The organism is Vibrio sp. 16 (assembly GCF_963681195.1).
GTDB classification, from domain to species: Bacteria; Pseudomonadota; Gammaproteobacteria; order Enterobacterales; family Vibrionaceae; genus Vibrio; species Vibrio sinaloensis_D.
Genome location: NZ_OY808997.1, coordinates 280,845 through 300,985 on the forward strand (window position 1 = coordinate 280,845; position 20,141 = coordinate 300,985).

A 20,141-nucleotide genomic window follows, 5' to 3' on the forward strand; every position below is an offset into this window, starting at 1 on the left:
GGCATAAGACCGAAGCAAACGTGAAAACTACTGGTTAAGGGAAAATATGCACAACGGCGTGATGAAGGCATGGCTCGAGTCTTCACACTTGGCTGGCGCCAATGCTACGTATGTAGAGGACCTCTACGAACTGTATCTAAGTGACCCCGATCTGGTAAGTGAGGAGTGGAAACGCGTATTTGATGGTTTACCTAAGCCATCAGAAGAAGTGGTTGAACAACCACATTCGCGTGTCCGTGACTACTTCCGACGACTCGCTCAAGAAACAAAGCATTACAGTGTCCAGGTTAGTGATCCAGATGTCGACGCTAAACAAGTAAAAGTACTCCAATTAATCAATGCTTACCGATTCCGAGGACACGAAGCGGCACAGCTTGACCCTCTTGGTTTATGGCAACGCCCACCTGTGGCGGAGCTTGACCCAGCATTCCACAATCTTACCGAAGATGACCTCGAAGAAACTTTCAACGTAGGTTCTTTTGCCGTTGGCCAAGAGACCATGCCGTTGAAAGATATCTATTCAGCTCTTAAAAAAACCTACTGTGGTTCTATCGGTGCAGAGTACATGCACATGACAGACACAGAGCAGAAGCGTTGGATCCAGCAACGTTTAGAGTCTGTAGTTGGTCAGCCTTCTTTTACTAATGAAGAAAAGCAAACCTTCCTAGATGAGCTGACAGCAGCTGAAGGCTTAGAACGTTACCTAGGTGCAAAATTCCCGGGTGCGAAGCGATTCTCATTAGAAGGCGGTGATGCGCTCATTCCGATGACGAAAGAGTTGATTCGTCACGCGGGTGCGAGTGGAATGCGCGAAGTGGTTATCGGTATGGCTCACCGTGGACGTCTTAACATGTTGGTTAACGTGTTGGGCAAGAAACCACAAGACCTATTCGACGAGTTTGCTGGTAAGCACGATGAAACGTGGGGTACGGGTGACGTTAAGTATCACCAAGGTTTCTCTGCGGATTTCGCAACGCCAGGTGGTGATGTTCACTTAGCGTTAGCGTTTAACCCGTCTCACCTTGAAATTGTAAACCCAGTAGTTATTGGTTCAGTTCGTGCCCGCCAAGACCGTTTAGGCGACACGACAGGCAGTACAGTTCTGCCAATTACCATTCACGGTGACTCTGCAATAGCGGGTCAAGGGGTTGTGCAAGAGACATTCAATATGTCGCAAGCTCGTGGTTTCTGTGTTGGTGGTACTGTGCGTATCGTTGTGAACAACCAAGTTGGTTTCACAACCTCCAATCCGAATGATACCCGCTCGACCATGTACTGTACTGACATCGCTAAGATGGTACAGGCGCCAATTTTCCACGTGAATGCTGATGATCCAGAAGCGGTTGCTTTTGTTACTCGTATCGCACTGGATTACCGAAATGAGTTCAAGCGTGATGTTGTGATTGATCTGGTTTGTTATCGCCGTCACGGCCACAATGAAGCGGATGAGCCTAATGCGACTCAGCCTCTGATGTATCAGAAGATTAAGAAGCACCCAACACCACGCAAGCTATACGCTGATGTGCTGATGGAAAAAGGTGTTCTCGGTATTGATACCGCTACTCAGCTCGTGAACGAGTATCGTGATGCGCTTGACCATGGTGAAGTTGTGGTTAAAGAGTGGCGTCCGATGGCTCTGCATTCGGTTGACTGGTCTCCATACTTAGGGCATGACTGGGATGTAGAGTGGAACAGCAAGTTTGATACAACCCGCTTAGTTGAGCTTGGTCAACGCTTGTGTAACTACCCAGAGAGTCACAAGCTACAAAGTCGAGTTAACAAGCTCTACAATGATCGCAAAGCGATGGTTAGTGGTGAGAAAGCGATTGACTGGGGTATGGCTGAAACGTTGGCGTATGCGACACTTGTCGACGATGGCAAGCGTATTCGTATCTCGGGTCAGGATTCTGGGCGTGGTACATTCTTCCATCGCCACTCTGTACTTCATAACCAGAATGATGCAAGTACTTACATTCCACTGGCAAATATCCATGACAAACAAGGTCCTTTCCAAGTTTTTGACTCTGTATTGTCTGAAGAAGCGGTTCTCGCATTCGAGTATGGTTACGCAACGGCTGAGCCGGGTGGTTTAACCATTTGGGAAGCGCAATTTGGTGATTTTGCCAACGGTGCGCAGGTGGTGATTGACCAATTCATCTCGTCTGGTGAGCAGAAATGGGCACGTCTATGTGGTCTAACGATGTTGCTCCCTCACGGTTATGAAGGTCAAGGTCCTGAGCACTCATCCGCACGTTTAGAGCGCTACCTTCAGTTGTGTGCTGAGCAAAACATGCAGGTTGTTGTACCATCAACTCCGGCTCAGGTTTACCACATGATTCGCCGCCAGGTTGTTCGTCCAATGCGTCGACCACTGGTTGTTATGTCACCTAAGTCACTGCTTCGTCACCCACTGTGTACGTCGACATTAGAGGATCTGGCGGAAGGTACATTCCAACCAGCGATTCCAGAAATCGACAGCTTGGACGCATCGAAAGTGAAACGTGTTGTGTTCTGTTCAGGTAAGGTTTACTTCGACCTACTAGAACAGCGCCGCAATAATGAGCAAGACGATGTGGCAATTGTTCGTATTGAGCAGCTATACCCATTCCCGATGGATGAAGTGAAAGCGGCGATCGAACAGTACACCAATGTAGAAGACTTTGTATGGTGTCAAGAAGAGCCTCAAAACCAGGGTGCTTGGTACTGTAGTCAACATAACTTCCGTGCTGCCATTCCAGCAGGTGCAGATCTTAAATACGCTGGTCGTCCAGCATCAGCATCACCTGCAGTAGGTTACATGTCAGTACACTTGAAACAACAGAAAGCGTTAGTTGAAGACGCACTAAACGTGAATACAAAAACTTCGGACTAAGAACTAGAAGTTAAAGGAAGAAACCGATATGACAATTGAAATTCTGGTTCCAGATTTACCTGAATCTGTCGCTGACGCTACGGTAGCGACATGGCACAAACAACCAGGCGACACGGTAGAGCGTGATGAAGTTCTGGTTGATATCGAAACAGACAAAGTTGTACTTGAAGTACCAGCTCCAGAAGCAGGCGTACTTGAAGCAATCATCGAGGAAGAAGGCGCGACAGTACTTTCTAAGCAGCTAATCGCTAAGCTTAAACCAGGTGCAGTTGCCGGCGAGCCTACGACGGACACAACTGAATCAACAGAAGCGTCTCCAGATAAGCGCCACAAAGCTTCTCTAACTGAAGAAAGCAACGATGCGTTAAGCCCAGCGGTTCGCCGTCTTCTAGCTGAACATAGCCTAGAAGCTAGCCAAGTGAAAGGCACTGGTGTGGGTGGTCGTATTACTCGTGAAGATATTGAAGCTTACATAGCGAATGCGAAAGCGGCGCCTAAAGCAGAAGATCCTGCGGCAGTAGAAGCTCCAGCAGCAGCTCGTAGCCAAAAACGTGTACCAATGACTCGCCTACGTAAGACTGTTGCAAACCGTCTTCTAGAAGCGAAGAACAACACGGCAATGCTAACGACGTTTAACGAAGTGAATATGAAGCCAATCATGGACCTTCGTAAGCAGTACAAAGACCAGTTCGAAGAGCGTCACGGTATTCGTCTAGGCTTTATGTCTTTCTACGTGAAAGCGGTAACGGAAGCACTAAAACGCTACCCAGAAGTGAACGCGTCTATCGACGGTGATGACATTGTTTACCACAACTACTTCGACATCAGCATGGCGGTATCTACGCCACGTGGTCTAGTAACGCCAGTACTGAAAGACTGCGACACACTAGGTTTTGCTGACGTAGAGAAAGGCATCAAAGAGCTAGCAATCAAAGGCCGTGACGGCAAGCTAACGGTTGATGAACTAATGGGTGGTAACTTCACTATCACTAACGGTGGTGTATTTGGTTCACTAATGTCTACGCCAATCATCAACCCGCCGCAATCTGCAATTCTTGGCATGCACAAGATCCAAGAACGTCCTATGGCAGTTGATGGCAAAGTAGAAATTCTGCCGATGATGTACCTAGCGTTATCTTACGACCACCGTCTAATCGATGGCCGTGAGTCAGTGGGCTTCTTAGTAACCATTAAAGAGCTACTAGAAGATCCAGCACGTCTGCTATTAGACGTTTAATATCGCTAAAACGTCTAGTTGCCGTTGGTAACTAGACGTTCGATAGTTTCAAAGGCTAGACTGGCTCAGCGTCTGGCCTTCACTTGAGTCACTATTTGTTGTTGAAATAATTAGTGATTTATTTGAGAAGACCCTACAGACGCCCGCAACATAGCGGCGTTATGGAAATAATAATCCCTTAAGGGAAAATAAACGGAATATCAAAATGAATTTGCATGAATACCAAGCCAAACAGCTGTTTGCAGAATTCGGTTTGCCTGTACCGGAAGGTTACGCGTGTGATACACCTCAAGAAGCTTTTGAAGCGGCGGGTCGTATCTCTACAGAGAAAAAAGTCGTTAAATGTCAGGTTCACGCTGGTGGACGTGGTAAAGCGGGTGGCGTAGAGCTACACGACACTAAAGACGGCGTGAAAGAGTTCGCACAGAAGTGGCTAGGTAAAAATCTAGTGACTTACCAAACAGATGCAAACGGCCAGCCTGTAACAAAAATCCTAGTTGAAGAAGCGTCGAACATCGCGAATGAACTATACCTAGGTGCAGTGGTAGACCGCGCAACGCGTAAAGTTGTATTCATGGCATCGACTGAAGGTGGTGTTGAAATCGAGAAAGTTGCAGAAGAGACTCCAGAGTTGATTCACAAAGCAGCTATCGATCCACTAGTCGGTCCTCAAGCTTACCAAGGCCGTGAACTTGCGTTCAAATTAGGTCTTGAAGGCGACCAAATCAAACAATTTGTTAAGATCTTCATGGGTCTTGGCAACATGTTCTCTCAGTACGATCTTGCTCTACTAGAGATCAACCCTCTTGTGATTACTGGTGAAGGCAATCTTCTTTGTCTTGACGGTAAGATCAACATCGACTCTAACGCGATGTACCGTCAGCCTAAGCTACGTGAAATGCACGATCCTTCGCAAGAAGATGAGCGTGAAGCGCATGCAGCTCAGTGGGAACTGAACTACGTAGCACTAGATGGTAACGTTGGCTGTATGGTTAACGGTGCTGGCCTAGCAATGGGTACGATGGATATCGTAAACCTACACGGCGGCAAACCAGCTAACTTCCTAGATGTAGGTGGCGGCGCTACCAAAGAGCGTGTAGCTGAAGCATTCAAGATCATCCTATCTGATGACAATGTAAAAGCAGTACTCGTCAACATCTTCGGTGGTATCGTGCGTTGTGACATGATCGCTGAAGGTATTATCGGTGCGGTTAAAGAGGTAGGCGTAAGCGTACCAGTCGTTGTTCGTCTAGAAGGTACTAACGCAGACCTAGGTCGCGAAGTTCTTGCTAATTCTGATGTTGATATCATTGCAGCTGAGTCACTAACTGACGCAGCTCAGAAAGTTGTTGCTGCTGCGGAGGGCAAATAATGTCTGTACTAATTAATAAAGACACGAAAGTAATCTGTCAGGGTTTCACTGGTGGTCAAGGTACTTTCCACTCTGAGCAAGCTATTGCATACGGTACACAGATGGTAGGTGGTGTTTCTCCAGGTAAAGGTGGTCAAACTCACCTAGGTCTACCTGTGTTCAACACAGTACGTGAAGCCGTAGAAGCAACTGGCGCAACAGCGACGGTAATCTACGTACCAGCACCTTTCTGTAAAGATGCAATCCTAGAAGCGATTGATGCAGGTATTGAGCTTATCGTAACAATCACGGAAGGTATCCCTACAACAGACATGATCGATGTAAAAGTGAAGCTAGAAGAGACTGGCGTTCGCATGATCGGTCCTAACTGTCCGGGTCTAATCACTCCAGACGAGTGTAAGATTGGTATCATGCCTGGCCATATCCACAAGAAAGGTAAAGTGGGTATTGTTTCACGCTCAGGTACGCTAACGTATGAAGCAGTTAAGCAGACGACAGACGAAGGTTTCGGTCAGTCTACTTGTGTTGGTATTGGTGGTGACCCAATCCCAGGTTCAAACTTCATCGACATCCTGAAGTTATTCCAAGAAGACCCTGAAACAGAAGCAATCGTAATGATTGGTGAAATCGGTGGTACAGCGGAAGAAGAAGCGGCAGCATTCATCAAAGAGAACGTCACTAAGCCAGTGGTTTCTTACATTGCAGGTGTGACTGCTCCTCCAGGTAAACGTATGGGCCACGCTGGTGCAATCATCTCTGGTGGTAAAGGTACAGCGGAAGACAAGTTTGCAGCTCTAGAAGCAGCAGGTGTTAAGACCGTGAAGTCTCTAGCGGACATCGGTAAAGGTCTACGTGAAATCACTGGTTGGTAATCAAACCAATTAGTAAACAAAGGCTTGGTCTGACCAAGCCTTTTTTGATCGTCGACTCTGACTTCTAAAAAGAGTTTTCAGGGTGTTCACTCGCGTAAACAATACCTGTTTTGCTCGTTTTTGCTAAATACATTGCGGCGTCGGCATTATTTAGGCAACGCTCTAAGTCGAGATGAATGTCGCTGCTAAAACTTTCGACACCAATACTTAGGCTAACGCTAAAGCTTTTGTTTATGTACTGAACTGGCTGGCTGCACGCTGCTTGGATTCTCATGGCGAGATCTTGTACTTCATCTTTTGTGATTGAATCGAGAACGGTCACGACAAACTCATCACCTCCAAGTCTATATACCGTTTGAGTCGACAGCTTAAGTTGTTGCTTTATGCGCTTGGCGATTTCTACCAGCAGATAGTCACCTGCGGCGTGTCCGTAAGTATCATTAATTTGCTTAAAGCCATTCAGGTCAATCATTAGAACCGTGACCGTATTTAGCTCACCGTTGTTCACTCGCCAGATTAATTGATTAAAACGATAGCGATTAGGTACTTGCGTAAGTACATCTGTAACCAGCTGCGACTCCAAAGTCTGCTTTGCGGTCACCAGTTCGGTGATGTCGAGCGCTGAGCACTCAATTTCATGGTTGTAGATATCACTTCGGTTGATTTGAAAGTATCGTTGTTTACCACCCACGTCGAGTGAGTGTCGAAAGCTCTCGGTAGAGGCGCAGGTAAGCAGTTCATCAATGAAGCGCTGAAGTGCTGATTGCCTGACTGATTGAGGGATGCGCTCGAGTACCTGATTGAACTTTTGGTTTGAACGTACGATCTTGCCATGCTTTACGTTGACAACGAACAAGCAGACTTGGGTCAAATTATAGGTGCGTGAATAACGTTCTTCGCTCAATTTTAGCTTGCTGATTGATTCTTTTAACTTTGCACGCATCGTCTCTAACGCGCGGAATATATTGGTGATCTCAACAAAGCTGGAGTCGGTTTTCGAAGGTGTTTGGTAGTCACCACTTGCGATCTGCAGGGCGAACCGCTGTAAGTCTAAAAATGGTTTTTTGAGTGCAGAAGTGAGTATTCGGCTAAACAGCAGTGAGATAGCGCATAAGATAAGTAAAAAGCCGATAGCCCTAGGAAGCACATTGTAGATTACTTGAGTGTAATAGGCTGAATAATCTTTGACGACGATGAGCTGGCCGATCTGTTGACGTTGGTCATCAAATATAGGGTAGTAAAGAGGGACACCTCTGGTTGAGTTGGAGTTGATAATCTCCGCCATTTTCATCCCGTATTGATAGGAGTCGAGCGTAACTGAGACGATGTAATCGAGCTGTGAGATACGCGTTGCGACGAGCTCGGCTTCCAATAAGTCGAAGTTTAGTAGCGCCCGTTTTGAATCGGTTTGTTGCTGAGCGATAACCCGTTGATATTGTGCATTCTCCACATTGTGGGTGAAGTAAATATCGTTTGCGATATCCAACCCGCCGAAAATGAAGAATGGGATGGTGGTCAGCAATAAATAGTTCTTAATGACGTAAGAGTATAGATTTTTCATCTTTAGCTGGCACAGCGCTGGTCAATTCGTTGAGAGATGACGCTGCTTTTTCCTTTGAGATCGAGCAAGATGTTCTTAACCGCTTGCTTGTCGTCTTCGCTTAAGTTTGGGTTGTCTTGATTTAATGAGATAGAGATAACGCCCTGTTTCACGCCAAATTTTTTCTGGTTTCCATTCCAAATACCATTTTTGAGTTGCATTAGAGCGGCGTAAACGGCTAGGTCCACCTTCTTCTCCATCGACGCTAGGGTTGTTTCTGGGTAGCGTTGAGAGTAGTCGTAATCAACCCCGAAGCTAAAGCCATGGCCACTGTTTTTAATGGTTTCAACCACACTTAAACTTGCGAACCCCGCCACAGGGAAGATTACGTCAACCCCCTGGTCTAACAAGGATTGAGTGATGGTCTCAGCCCCTTGAGTATCTTCCCAAGAGAATGCGCCTTTGTTTATATATTGCGCATTAACCGTTGCTAGCGGGTTGGCATCTTGAGCGCCGAGTTCAAAGCCGCAGCGAAACTGATTGATGACGTCAACATCTACACCACCGACAAAACCAAGCTTATTGCTTTCAGTCTTACGACCGGCTAGGTAGCCAATGACATAGGCTCCTTCCGCATGGCTGAAAGTAAGGCCGAGGATATTGGGGACGTGATAGGCGACATCGAGCGAAATAAACCGTGTAGACGGATAACGCAGAGCCACATCAGGAAAGGTTGTGATGATGTTCGATTCTTGGACGATGATTGGACTCAATCCGTCCTTGGCTGCCTGCTCGAGTTCAGCTAGATATTTCTCATTATTGGGTTTTAAATGAATTCGCTTAACCAAAATCCCAGTGTTTTGCTCGAACCTTGCCACGCCTTGCTCGATCAGCTGCAGGTATGAGCCAGGCTGAACCTCACCTTGGAACAATACAACTGGCTTAAAGTTGTCATCGCTTGCGACTGCCGAAGTCACGAATGACAGACACAGCGAAAATAGGAGAAACAAGGGTTTCAACCGAATGAAATAATGGGGGATTGATGTTTGATTAATTTCATGACCGCATAGCATCATCTTGATACACACTTTTTTGCACAAAGTTAGGCATCACAGATTTAGGAAACAGTAATGCAATTAATAAGTTAAGTGTGGATTTTATTATCAGATGTGACGCTAAACAATGACCTGAATCGCAAATAATTGATGCATATGCGGTGAATTGCATTTCGAATTTGAGATATCGTGAATGTCAGCTTCAATAGCGAAGCCGACATCGATTAATTGAACTTTGATTCTAGTTGCTCAATTCGTTTAGTCAGCTCGGCGACCTGTTGTTCCAACTCACTGATGCGATCCTGCTCAGTCTTCGGAGCGGCTGCCACTTCAACTTTTGGTACTCGTTTGGAACTCTTCCAACTTTTGAGCGTTGTGATCAGGGCTGGCATAGGGACTGAGGTTGTTAGGCGCGCCTTGACTAGCGCTACGGTCGGCTCTTTTCCCTCTTGATGCAGTTGTTCTAATACATCTTTGAGCTCTTGGCTTACGTTTTGTGTGAGCATACTGCCTCCATTTCTATCGTTGGCTTCATATTACTGCGGCCTCCCACATTTGGCGAATGGAAATTTTGGTAACCGCGCGTGCGAGATCTCTTACAAATGATGTAAGACAAGCAGAATTGATACGCAGAGTTTTCTTGTGATTTTATCTTAAGTGTCTGATTTATATTTAAATGATGAGTTGTATAACAATTGTTACAGAAAAAGATGACTATTACTCCATTGTTTAAGTCAGTGGTTGGAGTAAATTGGAAGGTGTCGGAAGGATACTGACAGGGAATAGGAATAACCAAGGATGCGGTTATCTTCAGGAAGAAGATTTGATTGACTAGGAGGTCGTTCGGCAGGATGCGAAGGACGCTGTATGGATACGTTCATCGATAGGAAATCGGTGACAAAGGATTGAGATGGACACCTTTTGGAAGAGGAAGGACTGTATCAGGACGATACCAAGGACACCGCTCAAGGAACAAGTGAAGTGCGCTAACGGGGAATGTTGGCTTTCAGGATGATTAGGACACCGCTAGGATGGCGATGAATGGAAATTGCTGATGGAATCAGCAACTATTATGGAAGATGCATGGAGCAACTTTTGTAGCCGGACTGCTGCGAGTAAGACTATAGCCCCGATACGTGAGTGTCGGGGCTTTTCTTAATACTCTTTTTCTTTATCACTTCGACCAAAAAACAACCTAGATCAATAATATATTTGTCCAGTTGGTATAACTTTTCGGCTTTGTTTTCTACCATAGCTCGTGTTTATCATTTTAGTGATGTGAGTTCTCTATGGTGATGATTAAAACAATAGACAGCACGCTGTTTACAAGGATGTCTTATGACAATAGTGACTCGCCGTTCGTTATTGGTCCCCTATAACGAGTCGTTACAATCAGACTTCTTATTGCTTAATTGCTGCGCCAAAAACCGTGCTCAGATGAATGGGCCTCATACCGTGTCGTCTGCAAAGCAGTTGTTTGAACGAGTAATGCATGATCCAAATATCTACGCCAGAGCGGTATTAGATAGCCACACTCGCGAGTACATGGGACATGTGTTCATCAGTGATTTAGACAACAAACCTGAACTTGGCTATTTGTTCGATAAAGCATTTTGGGGGAAGGGAATTGCGACCGAAGTACTGGCTGCTTTCTTTCCTAAAGCAGTCAGAGATCTAAACCTGACTCAGGTATCTGCAACCTCCAATGTCGAGCATCATGCTTCTATCAAGCTGCTGACAAAATTGGGCTTTCAGTTCTCTGCACATAAGCGTGATACATTCGGCCCTTATGACGAGTTTGTTTTCACATCCGATGCGGTGGAAGGTCAATCTTGGTTAAGTGGAATCCCTGCATAACAAGAGAGCCTTGGTAGCAGTCATCTCCTAAAGATGAAAACTCAAATTGATAGATAGAATGCCAACGCCAGATACCCTCTGGCGTTTTTAGTTTATGGCCTTTTAACGCCACACTGATCAGTTGCAACTCCATCTGCTCGCACTTTCTTGCTGCGATCATTTTTGCCAGTTCGGCCTGACGTCGTTGCTGCCAAAAGGCAAAGCAGACAATAGCAAGGGTGAGAATAGCAAGGAGGTCTCCGATCATAGGTTACCCTCGCGCAGCTTGTTGCAATGAAAGAAGCGCTTTTGCGAGTTCTTCTGAAGGACTAGAGTGAAGCAGGGGTAGCAATACCATGCGAAGCTCCGGCAGCATGACCAAATCTGCAAATAACTGATTGAACAAGGTTTGATTGCCTGTTTGAGCCAAGCGCAGCAAGTAAGATTCTGCGATGTCGCTATCTGCTAATAGGTGCCAGCTTCGTCCTGCGATGCCAATGAGGACCTCTTGATGACTTAGGCGAGGGGAGCTCAGTATCTGTTGTAAAATTGGCGTAGCGATACTATCTTCCGCGCCAGAGAGTGCTCGACTTAATGCGCCTAGTAAAAAGATATCGGGGTCGTTACTGTTGATTTGATCCATCGCCAGTTCAGCAAGCCGATGGGCCAGTTTGGTCGGTAATGTGCTATGTTCGAGCGCGCCGAGCAGGGCATAGAGAGGCTCATTGGGAAGGTGTTTTAACGCTTTGCGAATATTCACCCCATTTTGTTCTTGTCCCAACCGAGCACACATATCTGTGACACCTTGCAGACCAACAGTTTGCCACTTATCCCACCCTAAGCCTCCGGCAAAGTAATGCTGTGCGTGTTCGTAATATTGGCTACACGGTAAATCCAGTTGGGCGCGAATTTGGCTGTGGAAAACCGCCATTTTGTCTTCAGATGGTTTGAAAGTATATGGATTGTTCGACAGTTTTTGTTGTTGCTCTTCGCTCATATCTTGGCTAATGCGAGTACCCATTGCTTCGATAACGTATTTGAGGAAGTTGCCAATATCCGCTTGCTTAAATAGACCGCGCTCATCCAGTTCGAACTTTAGAAACCAAATCCAAGGCTGTTTTTGCTCATTCCAGTAAGCGATGGCAAGGTGAGCCTTGCGTTGCATTGGAAATGGATAGGGCATTGAGCCTTGCTCGACATCAGCAAATACTTTGCTGTCAATATGACGAATACGACGGCCGAGGTCGTAAACTTGATACTGACAGTGACTGTTGGTGAGAAGTTGGGTCAGAGTATGAATGGTTTCCATTAGAGAATAGTCCTAACTTTATTTCTACTATAAATGGTACCCTTACAGCATTTTTCAAGGCCAACACGAACGGTTTATGACAAAAGCACAACAATTGTTACCTCTTTTACAGCAACTTCCTTTAGTTATGCGCCAATTGGGGCTGTGGCAGCAAGACGCCCCATCAACGGAAGAGCTGTCAAGTAATGAGCCTTTTTCTGTCGATACTTTGAAGCCAGAGCAATGGTTGCAATGGGTTTTCCTTCCTAAAATGACGGCTCTAGTCGAGCAAAAAATGCCTTTGCCGACGGGGTTTTCGATTTCCCCTTACTTTGAGGAGAGCTGGAAATCTTGCCCAGAATACGCACCTGTGCTCAGTTTATTAGTTTCCATTGATGAGGTGTGCCGATAATGCTCGAGATTATTTATCAAGACGACTACTTTGTTGCAGTCAATAAGCCCGCAGGGATGCTCGTCCACCGCAGTTGGCTCGATAAGCATGAAACACAATTCGTCATGCAAACCCTACGTGACCAAATTGGTCAGCATGTATTTCCACTTCATCGCTTAGATAGGCCGACTTCGGGCGTGCTGATTTTTGCTTTATCCAGTGAAGTGGCTTCACAGGTGATGCCGATGTTTGCCAACCATGAGATGGAGAAAACCTATCATGCAATCGTGCGCGGTTGGATAGAAGAGTCTGGGCGGTTGGATTATGCACTGAAAGTGGAGCTGGATAAGATTGCCGACAAACATGCTAGCCAAGATAAAGAAGCGCAAGAAGCGATTACGGATTATTGGCCTCTTGCCAAAGTCGAGGTTCCTCACTCGACAGGTAAATTCCCAACGACTCGTTATTGTTTGATGGAGATGAAGCCACTGACAGGACGAAAACACCAGCTTAGGCGGCACATGGCCCATCTAAGGCACCCTATTGTTGGAGACACCACTCACGGTGATGGAAAACACAATAAGTTATTTAGAGACGTGTATGACTCGCACCGATTACTGCTTCACGCGTCAAGTCTAGAGTTTGTTCACCCCTTCACCAATGAGAAACTGCTCATTAAAGCGAGTGTGGACGAGACGTGGCAAGCGCTGTGTCAGGAGTTTGATTGGCAGATGCCGAACTAGACAAAAAAGCCCTCACAGCAGTGTGAGGGCTTTTAGATTTGAGAGAGCCTTGCTTATTTAGCGAGGTACTCTAGGACCGATTTTTCTATGCCCTTGGCGTCTAAGCCGAGCTCTTCATGGAGCTCATCTTGAGTGCCTTGAGCAATGAATTTGTCCGGTAAGCCAAGGTTTAAGATGGGCTTGATGATTTTCTCTTTCATCATGAACTCAACGACACCCGCACCTGCGCCACCAGCAATCGCATTCTCTTCGAGCGTAACAATGACGTCGTGCTCATCCGCTAGTTGTTTAATGAGTGCTTCGTCGAGAGGTTTTACAAATCGCATATCCGCCACAGTAGCGTTCAATTTCTCTGCGGCTTCTAGCGCGTTAGCCAAGAAAGTACCAAAGCTCAATATCGCGACTTTTTCACCTTGGCGAACTAGGCGTCCTTTACCAATCTCTAGTGCGGTAAATTCTTGTTTTATCTCGGCTCCCATACCTGTACCACGAGGATAGCGCACTGCTGAAGGGCCAGTGTGCTTGTGGCCAGTGTAGAGCATTTGGCGACATTCATTCTCATCGCTAGGCGCCATGATCACCATATTTGGTATGCAGCGCATGAAGCTAAGATCGAACGCACCTTGGTGAGTTTGGCCATCGGCGCCCACCAAACCAGCACGGTCAATGGCAAACATCACTGGAAGGTCCATGATGGCGACATCGTGGATCAACTGATCGTATCCACGCTGAAGGAACGTTGAATAAATCGCGACGATAGGGTTATCACCAGCAATCGCCATACCCGTAGCTAGCGTCACCGCATGTTGCTCAGCGATGGCGACATCAAAGTATTGGTCTGGATACTCTTTCGAAAAGCGTACCATGCCAGAGCCTTCACGCATGGCTGGCGTGATTGCCATTAGCTTAGGGTCTTGCGCAGCCATGTCACATAGGAAATCACCAAAAATCTTGGAGAAACTTGGCTTTCCGCCGCTGCTCTTTGGCAGTGAGTTGTGGCTAGGGTCGAACTTAGGCACGCCATGATAACCAATTGGGTCTTTCTCTGCCGGCTCGTACCCTTTACCCTTTTTCGTCATGATGTGTAGGAACTGTGGGCCTTTAAGCTCTCGCATATTTTTGAGAGTTTTGACCAGCTCGTTCACGTCATGGCCATCAACTGGGCCTATGTAGTTAAAGCCAAGTTCTTCAAAAAGCGTCCCTGGAACAACCATGCCTTTCAAGTGCTCTTCTGTGCGGCGCACCAACTCTTTGATTGGCGGAACGCCCGACAGTACTTTTTTTCCGCCTTCGCGAATCGAGGTGTAAAGGCTGCCGGAAAGGACTTGTGCTAAGTGGTTATTCAGTGCTCCAACGTTTTCTGAAATGGACATTTCATTGTCGTTGAGAATCACCAGCATATCAGGGTGGACATCACCCGCGTGGTTCATTGCCTCAAAGGCCATGCCTGCGGTGATAGCGCCATCACCAATCACGCTGACAACTTTACGATTCTTGTCCTCTTTACCGGCACTGATCGCCATGCCTAGCGCGGCACTGATCGAGGTAGAGGAGTGACCAACAGACAAGGTGTCGTATTCACTTTCTTCTCGCCATGGGAAAGGGTGTAAACCGTCTTTCTGACGAATGGTCGGCATTTGATCGCGACGTCCAGTCAAAATTTTATGTGGGTAGGCTTGGTGGCCGACGTCCCACACTAATTGGTCAAACGGCGTGTTGTAGACGTAATGAAGTGCAACGGTCAGCTCGACCGTACCTAAGCCTGAGGCAAGGTGACCACTAGATTGGCTAACTGAGTTTAAAAGGTAAGTACGTAACTCATCACACAGCTTAGGCAGCACTTCTTTCGGAAGGCTGCGTAACTCATCTGGCGTATCAGCCAGTGCCAGTGTTGGGTACTTTGAAATATCAAGAGTCATAGTTTTGCGCGCTTATTCTGTTAGTTCTTGCGCTCGATGACGTATCGGGCGAACTCTTCGAGTAACTCTGTATTGTATGGGATAGCATCCAAGGCTTGAAGTGCTTCTTTTAACAGAGTGTGAGCTTTGTTAATAGCGCCTTCCAGTCCAAGCAAGGCTGGGTAGGTGCTCTTGTTTAATTCTTGGTCAGAACCTTGCGGCTTACCTAAGGTTTCTGTATCGCTAATGACGTCTAAAATGTCGTCTTGAACTTGAAATGCCAGACCAATCGCGTCGGCGTATTTATCAAGTAGAGGAAGGACCTCAATGCCTTTCTCTCCGGCTGCCAACGCGCCCATACGAATGGCGCATTTCATTAGTGCTCCGGTCTTGTTGCGGTGGATTTCTTCGAGCTCTTGCAGAGAAACAATACGATTTTCCGCCGCTAAATCGAGCGCTTGTCCCATACACATACCTGCAGCGCCAGAGGCTTCTGCCAGTACTTTAACCATCATTATACGTTGAGCTTCTGCCTCGGGGCTCAACTGACCTTCTGCCAAAATTGTAAACGCAAGTGTCTGTAGAGCGTCGCCAGTTAGGATTGCGGTCGCTTCATCAAACTTAATGTGACAGGTCGGCTGTCCGCGACGCAGTTCGTCGTCATCCATCGCAGGCAAATCATCATGGATTAATGAATAGGCGTGAATGCACTCAATGGCCGCTGCGGGCGTATCAAGTTGCTCAAGTGAGCTGCCTAGCATTTGGCCTGTAATATAGACCAAAAATGGTCTTGCACGCTTGCCACCGAGCAGCAGTCCGTAGCGCATTGCGTCGATAAGCGGTTGTTGCTGGTGAGGGAGCGTATCAAGCCAACGTTCAAGCTGTTGGTTGCTACGTTGTTGGAGTGAGGTTAGAGCCTCTTGCATAGGGGTATCTTCTAAATCAATTATTCTGGCTGAGCGTTAAAGTCAGTAAGTGGCGATTGGTCATCATTATTGAGCAAAATGCTGACGCGCTGTTCGGCATCTTGAAGTTTGCTTTGACCTGAGCGTGCTAGGGCAATGCCGCGTTCAAATTTTTTGAGTGCATCATCTAAAGCTAAGTCACCATTTTCCAAACTGTCTACGATAACATCGAGCTCTTCGATAGTGGCTTCGAAGGTCATATTTTCAGGTTTTTTGCTCGCCATAATATGTCTACGTTGATAAAGATGCACGAAAGTTACCTTAGCGGCCAATGATGGTCAAATTTAACCGAGTAAATTTGTCAGAAAAGTCGAACTGAGACGTTGATAAGCGAGGGAAAGGTCAACAGTTGACGAAAGGCTAGTTTACTAGTTGGGATAAGTATCTATAGTAGAAGTAGAGAAAACACTAAAGATCTGAAGATGTTGCCGATATAATTTGGTAGAAGCTTTGAGATAGCATGAGGAGTGCTTTGTGGATTTAGCAACGCTGGTAGGACTGATCGGTGGTTTTGCTTTCGTTATCATGGCGATGATACTGGGCGGAAGCATCATGATGTTCGTCGACGTAACGTCGATTCTGATCGTAGTAGGTGGTTCAACATTTGTGGTGTTGATGAAGTTTACTATGGGCCAGTTCTTCGGAGCCGCGAAGATCGCGGGGAAAGCTTTCATGTTTAAAGCGGATGAACCAGAAGATCTCATCGCTAAAGTCGTCGAAATGGCAGATGCAGCGCGCAAAGGTGGCTTTCTTGCTCTAGAAGAGATGGAGATCACCAATAGCTTTATGCAGAAAGGCATCGACTTGCTGGTGGATGGTCACGATGCGGATGTGGTTCGAGCGGCCCTGCAAAAAGACATCGCTCTTACGGACGAGCGTCACGATTTTGGTTCCAGTGTATTTAGAGCCTTTGGTGACGTAGCACCAGCGATGGGAATGATCGGTACCCTCGTTGGTCTGGTAGCCATGCTGTCCAACATGGATGACCCGAAATCGATCGGTCCGGCAATGGCGGTAGCGCTTTTGACCACTCTCTACGGTGCAATCCTGTCAAACATGGTTTTCTTCCCGATTGCCGATAAACTGTCGCTTCGTCGTGAACAAGAAAAACTCAATCGCCGCCTAATCATGGATGGTGTGTTAGCAATCCAAGATGGCCAGAACCCTCGTGTCATTGATAGTTATCTGAAGAACTACCTCAACGAAGGTAAACGTGCTCTTGATGTAGATAACGAGTAAGGGTGAAGGGATGGAAGAAGAAGAACCAAAATGCCCGCCCCCCGGTTTACCACTGTGGATGGGTACTTTTGCTGACTTGATGTCTCTATTGATGTGCTTCTTCGTACTTCTGCTCTCGTTTTCTGAGATGGATGTACTGAAGTTCAAGCAGATTGCTGGTTCGATGAAATTTGCCTTTGGTGTACAAAACCGTTTGGAAGTGAAAGACATTCCCAAAGGGACCAGTATCATTGCACAAGAGTTTCGTCCTGGACGTCCTGAGCCGACACCGATTGACGTCATCATGCAGCAAACCATTGATATTACTCAGCAGACGTTGGAGTTCCACGAAGGGGAGTCTGACCGAGCGGGGGGCACGCAGCGTGACCAAGGTAAGTTAACGGGTGGGCAATCGCCTGATACATCAACCCAGAACAACCAAAACTCGGAATCAGACAGCCAGCAACAGCAGTCAGCGGAAATGTCTCAAGAGCTTGAAACCTTGATGGAAAGCATCAAGAAAGCGCTCGAGCGAGAGATTGAACAAGGGGCCATTGAAGTGGAGAACCTTGGTCAGCAAATCGATATTCGAATTCGAGAAAAAGGCGCATTTCCTGAAGGCTCTGCATTCTTGCAGCCTAAGTTCCGCCCATTGGTGAGGCAGATTGCTGATCTCGTCAAAGACATTCCGGGCATTGTGCGAGTATCGGGCCATACGGACAATCAGCGAATTGAGTCAGAGCTGTATCGTTCAAACTGGGATCTTTCTGCTCAACGCGCCGTTTCGGTTGCCCAAGAGATGGAAAAAGTCCGTGGATTTACCTCGCAGAGGTTGCGTGTTCGAGGCATGGCAGATACCGAACCTCTCGGTCCAAACGATACTGAAGCGCAGCGTTCGCGTAACCGCCGCGTGGAAATCAGCATCATGCAAGGCGAAGCGCTCCAAAGTGACGAAGTGCCTGTCCTCAATAATTGATCCCCACTAAACAATGAGACGAGCATCACGCTCGTCTTTTTTATGTCTGTCGCTTAATGTATAATCTTGCGCCCTTAGTGGGTGGTGACCGTACAAATAGTATGACTACTATTATGGTAGCGACCCAAAGCGAATCTACAAACCTGTTAACTTGTGAAGTGAACCATGAAATTTATCGTTAAGCCCCATCCAGAAATCTTCGTTAAAAGTGAATCGGTGCGCAAGCGCTTCACAAAGATTCTTGAATGTAATATTCGCAACATCATTAAAAGCCGCTGTGAGTCTGTCGCTGTCTTCAACCGCCGTGACCATATTGAAGTGACGTCAGAGTCCGATCAATATCGCCAGGAAGTGATTGAAGTATTAACGCACACGCCAGGTATTCACCATGTTCTGGAAGTGCAGCAGTCTGGCTTTAAAGATCTGCACGATATCTTTGAACAGGTATTGGAACTAAACCGAGACAGTTTGGTTGGCAAAACGTTTGTTGTTCGTGCGAAACGTCGTGGCAAGCATGACTTTACCTCAATTGAGTTAGAGCGCTACGTGGGTGGCGGCTTAAACCAAGCGATCGAAAGCGCGAGCGTTAAGCTGCGTAATCCTGATGTTACGGTGAACGTTGAAGTATCAGGTGAGACACTCAACCAAGTGATCGCTCGCTACAAAGGTCTTGGTGGCTTCCCACTGGGCACTCAAGAAGATGTGCTTAGCCTTATCTCGGGTGGTTTTGACTCGGGCGTTTCAAGCTACCTGCATATCAAACGTGGCTCTAAAGTGCACTACTGTTTCTTCAACTTAGGCGGTCCTGCACACGAGATTGGGGTTAAGCAAGTCTCTCACTACTTATGGAACAAATACGGCTCTTCTGCCAAGGTGCGTTTCATTTCTGTCGACTTTGAGCCAGTTGTGGCGGAAATTCTTGAGAAAGTGGATGATGGCCAAATGGGCGTTATCCTAAAACGTATGTTTATGCGTGCGGCAGGTATGGTAGCCAGCAAGTTTAAGATTGAAGCCTTGGTAACTGGTGAAGCGCTTGGTCAGGTTTCAAGCCAAACACTGACAAACCTTCGTCATATCGACAACGTGACTGATACATTGATTCTGCGTCCACTGATTAACTGGGACAAAGAAGACATCATCAATCTTGCACGTGAGATCGGTACGGAAGATTTTGCGAAAACGATGCCAGAATACTGCGGCGTCATTTCTAAGAAGCCAACAGTCAAAGCGGTGAAAGCCAAGTTGGATGAGGAAGAAGCGAAGTTTGACTTTGATATCCTAGAGCAGGTTGTTCGTGACGCACGTGTGATGGATATTCGTGATATCGCTAAAGAGACCGAGCAAGCAGCACCAGAAGTTGAACAGGTTCAAGCGGTAGAAGAGCATGCAATCGTGCTGGATATCCGCAGTCCTGAAGAAGAAGACGATAACCCGCTTGAAATCGATGGCGTAGAAGTGAAGCACATCCCATTCTTTAAGTTAGGCACGCAGTTTGGTGATTTAGACCAATCTAAAACGTACCTTCTGTACTGTGACCGTGGTGTAATGAGCCGCCTACAAGCTCTCTACTTACAAGAGCAAGGTTTCAACAACGTTAAGGTTTACCGCCCTTAGTCGTTGAGACTTGCCTTCAGAATAAACAAAGCGCAAATCGTTCATTCGGTTTGCGCTTTTTTCATTGTATTGAGTAATCGCAGGCATAAAAAAACACCGCCATATAGGCGGTGCTAAAAAATTTGACAGACAGGTCAAAATAAATACAGGAAGTATATGTTTCGTCTCGGGAGACAAAACTTGGTAGAAACCTACCTAACTCGAAATACGAGTTTGCAAACACAACATCGCAACAATATGCCAATTGATTCGAAAAGGAATCAA

18 protein-coding genes are annotated in these 20,141 nt (G+C 46.7%); 10 read left to right on the forward strand and 8 right to left on the reverse strand.

Features of this window, described 5'->3' with window-relative positions; genetic code table 11:
• Positions 1 to 46 precede the first annotated feature (46 nt).
• The 4 genes from sucA to sucD all read left to right on the forward strand — a co-directional run bounded on the left by sucA (position 47) and on the right by sucD (position 6,353).
• Positions 47 to 2,872, forward strand: a complete 2,826-nt coding sequence (gene sucA / locus U9J37_RS01255) for a 2-oxoglutarate dehydrogenase E1 component (protein ID WP_005476032.1) — start codon at positions 47 to 49, stop codon at positions 2,870 to 2,872.
• A gap of 28 nt (positions 2,873 to 2,900) precedes the next feature.
• Entirely contained in the window at positions 2,901 to 4,109 is a 1,209-nt protein-coding gene (odhB, locus tag U9J37_RS01260) for a 2-oxoglutarate dehydrogenase complex dihydrolipoyllysine-residue succinyltransferase (RefSeq protein WP_005476020.1), read from the forward strand.
• Positions 4,110 to 4,314: 205 nt separating this feature from the next.
• Complete coding sequence (gene sucC, locus U9J37_RS01265; protein WP_004744517.1) at positions 4,315 to 5,481, forward strand: ADP-forming succinate--CoA ligase subunit beta; 1,167 nt, start codon at positions 4,315 to 4,317, stop codon at positions 5,479 to 5,481.
• The gene (gene sucD / locus U9J37_RS01270; protein ID WP_005476019.1) at positions 5,481 to 6,353 is read left to right on the forward strand and encodes a succinate--CoA ligase subunit alpha; all 873 of its coding nucleotides are present in this window, start codon (positions 5,481 to 5,483) and stop codon (positions 6,351 to 6,353) included. The genes sucC and sucD overlap by 1 nt, the downstream gene beginning before the upstream one ends.
• Positions 6,354 to 6,417: 64 nt before the next feature.
• On the opposite strand, the gene U9J37_RS01275 is transcribed toward sucD, so the two are convergent.
• The 3 genes from U9J37_RS01275 to U9J37_RS01285 all read right to left on the reverse strand — a co-directional run bounded on the left by U9J37_RS01275 (position 6,418) and on the right by U9J37_RS01285 (position 9,454).
• Positions 6,418 to 7,914, reverse strand: a complete 1,497-nt coding sequence (locus U9J37_RS01275) for a diguanylate cyclase domain-containing protein (RefSeq protein ID WP_005475994.1) — start codon at positions 7,912 to 7,914, stop codon at positions 6,418 to 6,420.
• Between the two features lie 2 nt (positions 7,915 to 7,916).
• Complete coding sequence (locus U9J37_RS01280) at positions 7,917 to 8,870, reverse strand: BMP family ABC transporter substrate-binding protein (RefSeq protein ID WP_005476010.1); 954 nt, start codon at positions 8,868 to 8,870, stop codon at positions 7,917 to 7,919.
• A 302-nt stretch (positions 8,871 to 9,172) separates the two neighbouring features.
• Positions 9,173 to 9,454, reverse strand: a complete 282-nt coding sequence (locus U9J37_RS01285) for a hypothetical protein (protein WP_005476007.1) — start codon at positions 9,452 to 9,454, stop codon at positions 9,173 to 9,175.
• Between the two features lie 832 nt (positions 9,455 to 10,286).
• On the opposite strand from U9J37_RS01285, the gene U9J37_RS01290 reads away from it, so the two are divergent.
• Positions 10,287 to 10,805: a GNAT family N-acetyltransferase gene (locus U9J37_RS01290; protein ID WP_038217789.1), complete on the forward strand. Its 519-nt coding sequence runs from the start codon at positions 10,287 to 10,289 to the stop codon at positions 10,803 to 10,805.
• Here the strand turns inward: U9J37_RS01290 and U9J37_RS01295 are convergent.
• Both U9J37_RS01295 and U9J37_RS01300 read right to left on the reverse strand, forming a co-directional pair.
• A complete protein-coding gene (locus U9J37_RS01295; RefSeq protein WP_039477971.1) occupies positions 10,753 to 11,052 on the reverse strand; it encodes a DUF3301 domain-containing protein in 300 nt (99 codons plus the stop codon). The two genes, U9J37_RS01290 and U9J37_RS01295, sit on opposite strands and share 53 nt — an antisense overlap.
• 3 nt (positions 11,053 to 11,055) lie before the next feature.
• Positions 11,056 to 12,093 carry a DUF3549 family protein gene (locus U9J37_RS01300; protein WP_005476022.1) on the reverse strand — a complete coding sequence of 346 codons (1,038 nt, stop codon included), beginning with the start codon at positions 12,091 to 12,093 and terminating at the stop codon, positions 11,056 to 11,058.
• Positions 12,094 to 12,169: 76 nt separating this feature from the next.
• Between U9J37_RS01300 and U9J37_RS01305 the strand changes: the two genes are divergently transcribed.
• Together U9J37_RS01305 and truC are read left to right on the forward strand one after the other, a co-directional pair.
• A complete protein-coding gene (locus U9J37_RS01305; protein WP_005476000.1) occupies positions 12,170 to 12,484 on the forward strand; it encodes a YqcC family protein in 315 nt (104 codons plus the stop codon).
• A complete protein-coding gene (gene truC, locus U9J37_RS01310; protein ID WP_005476009.1) occupies positions 12,484 to 13,206 on the forward strand; it encodes a tRNA pseudouridine(65) synthase TruC in 723 nt (240 codons plus the stop codon). Before U9J37_RS01305 ends, truC begins: the two co-directional genes overlap by 1 nt.
• A 53-nt stretch (positions 13,207 to 13,259) precedes the next feature.
• Here truC and dxs read toward each other — a convergent pair whose 3' ends face one another.
• Genes dxs through xseB form a run of 3 tightly spaced genes read right to left on the reverse strand, consistent with a single transcriptional unit; the run spans position 13,260 to position 16,293 of the window.
• Positions 13,260 to 15,125 carry a 1-deoxy-D-xylulose-5-phosphate synthase gene (gene dxs, locus U9J37_RS01315; protein WP_005476004.1) on the reverse strand — a complete coding sequence of 622 codons (1,866 nt, stop codon included), beginning with the start codon at positions 15,123 to 15,125 and terminating at the stop codon, positions 13,260 to 13,262.
• A 20-nt stretch (positions 15,126 to 15,145) separates the two neighbouring features.
• Positions 15,146 to 16,030: a (2E,6E)-farnesyl diphosphate synthase gene (gene ispA, locus U9J37_RS01320; RefSeq protein ID WP_005476040.1), complete on the reverse strand. Its 885-nt coding sequence runs from the start codon at positions 16,028 to 16,030 to the stop codon at positions 15,146 to 15,148.
• Positions 16,031 to 16,050: 20 nt separating this feature from the next.
• The gene (gene xseB / locus U9J37_RS01325; RefSeq protein ID WP_005476034.1) at positions 16,051 to 16,293 is read right to left on the reverse strand and encodes an exodeoxyribonuclease VII small subunit; all 243 of its coding nucleotides are present in this window, start codon (positions 16,291 to 16,293) and stop codon (positions 16,051 to 16,053) included.
• 250 nt (positions 16,294 to 16,543) lie between these two features.
• On the opposite strand from xseB, the gene pomA reads away from it, so the two are divergent.
• The 3 genes from pomA to thiI all read left to right on the forward strand — a co-directional run bounded on the left by pomA (position 16,544) and on the right by thiI (position 19,877).
• Entirely contained in the window at positions 16,544 to 17,308 is a 765-nt protein-coding gene (gene pomA, locus U9J37_RS01335; RefSeq protein ID WP_005476021.1) for a flagellar motor protein PomA, read from the forward strand.
• A 10-nt stretch (positions 17,309 to 17,318) separates the two neighbouring features.
• Entirely contained in the window at positions 17,319 to 18,263 is a 945-nt protein-coding gene (locus tag U9J37_RS01340; RefSeq protein WP_038217777.1) for a flagellar motor protein MotB, read from the forward strand.
• Positions 18,264 to 18,428: 165 nt separating this feature from the next.
• On the forward strand, positions 18,429 to 19,877 hold the full coding sequence (gene thiI / locus U9J37_RS01345) for a tRNA uracil 4-sulfurtransferase ThiI (protein WP_005476044.1): 1,449 nt from the start codon (positions 18,429 to 18,431) through the stop codon (positions 19,875 to 19,877).
• Positions 19,878 to 20,141 lie beyond the last annotated feature (264 nt).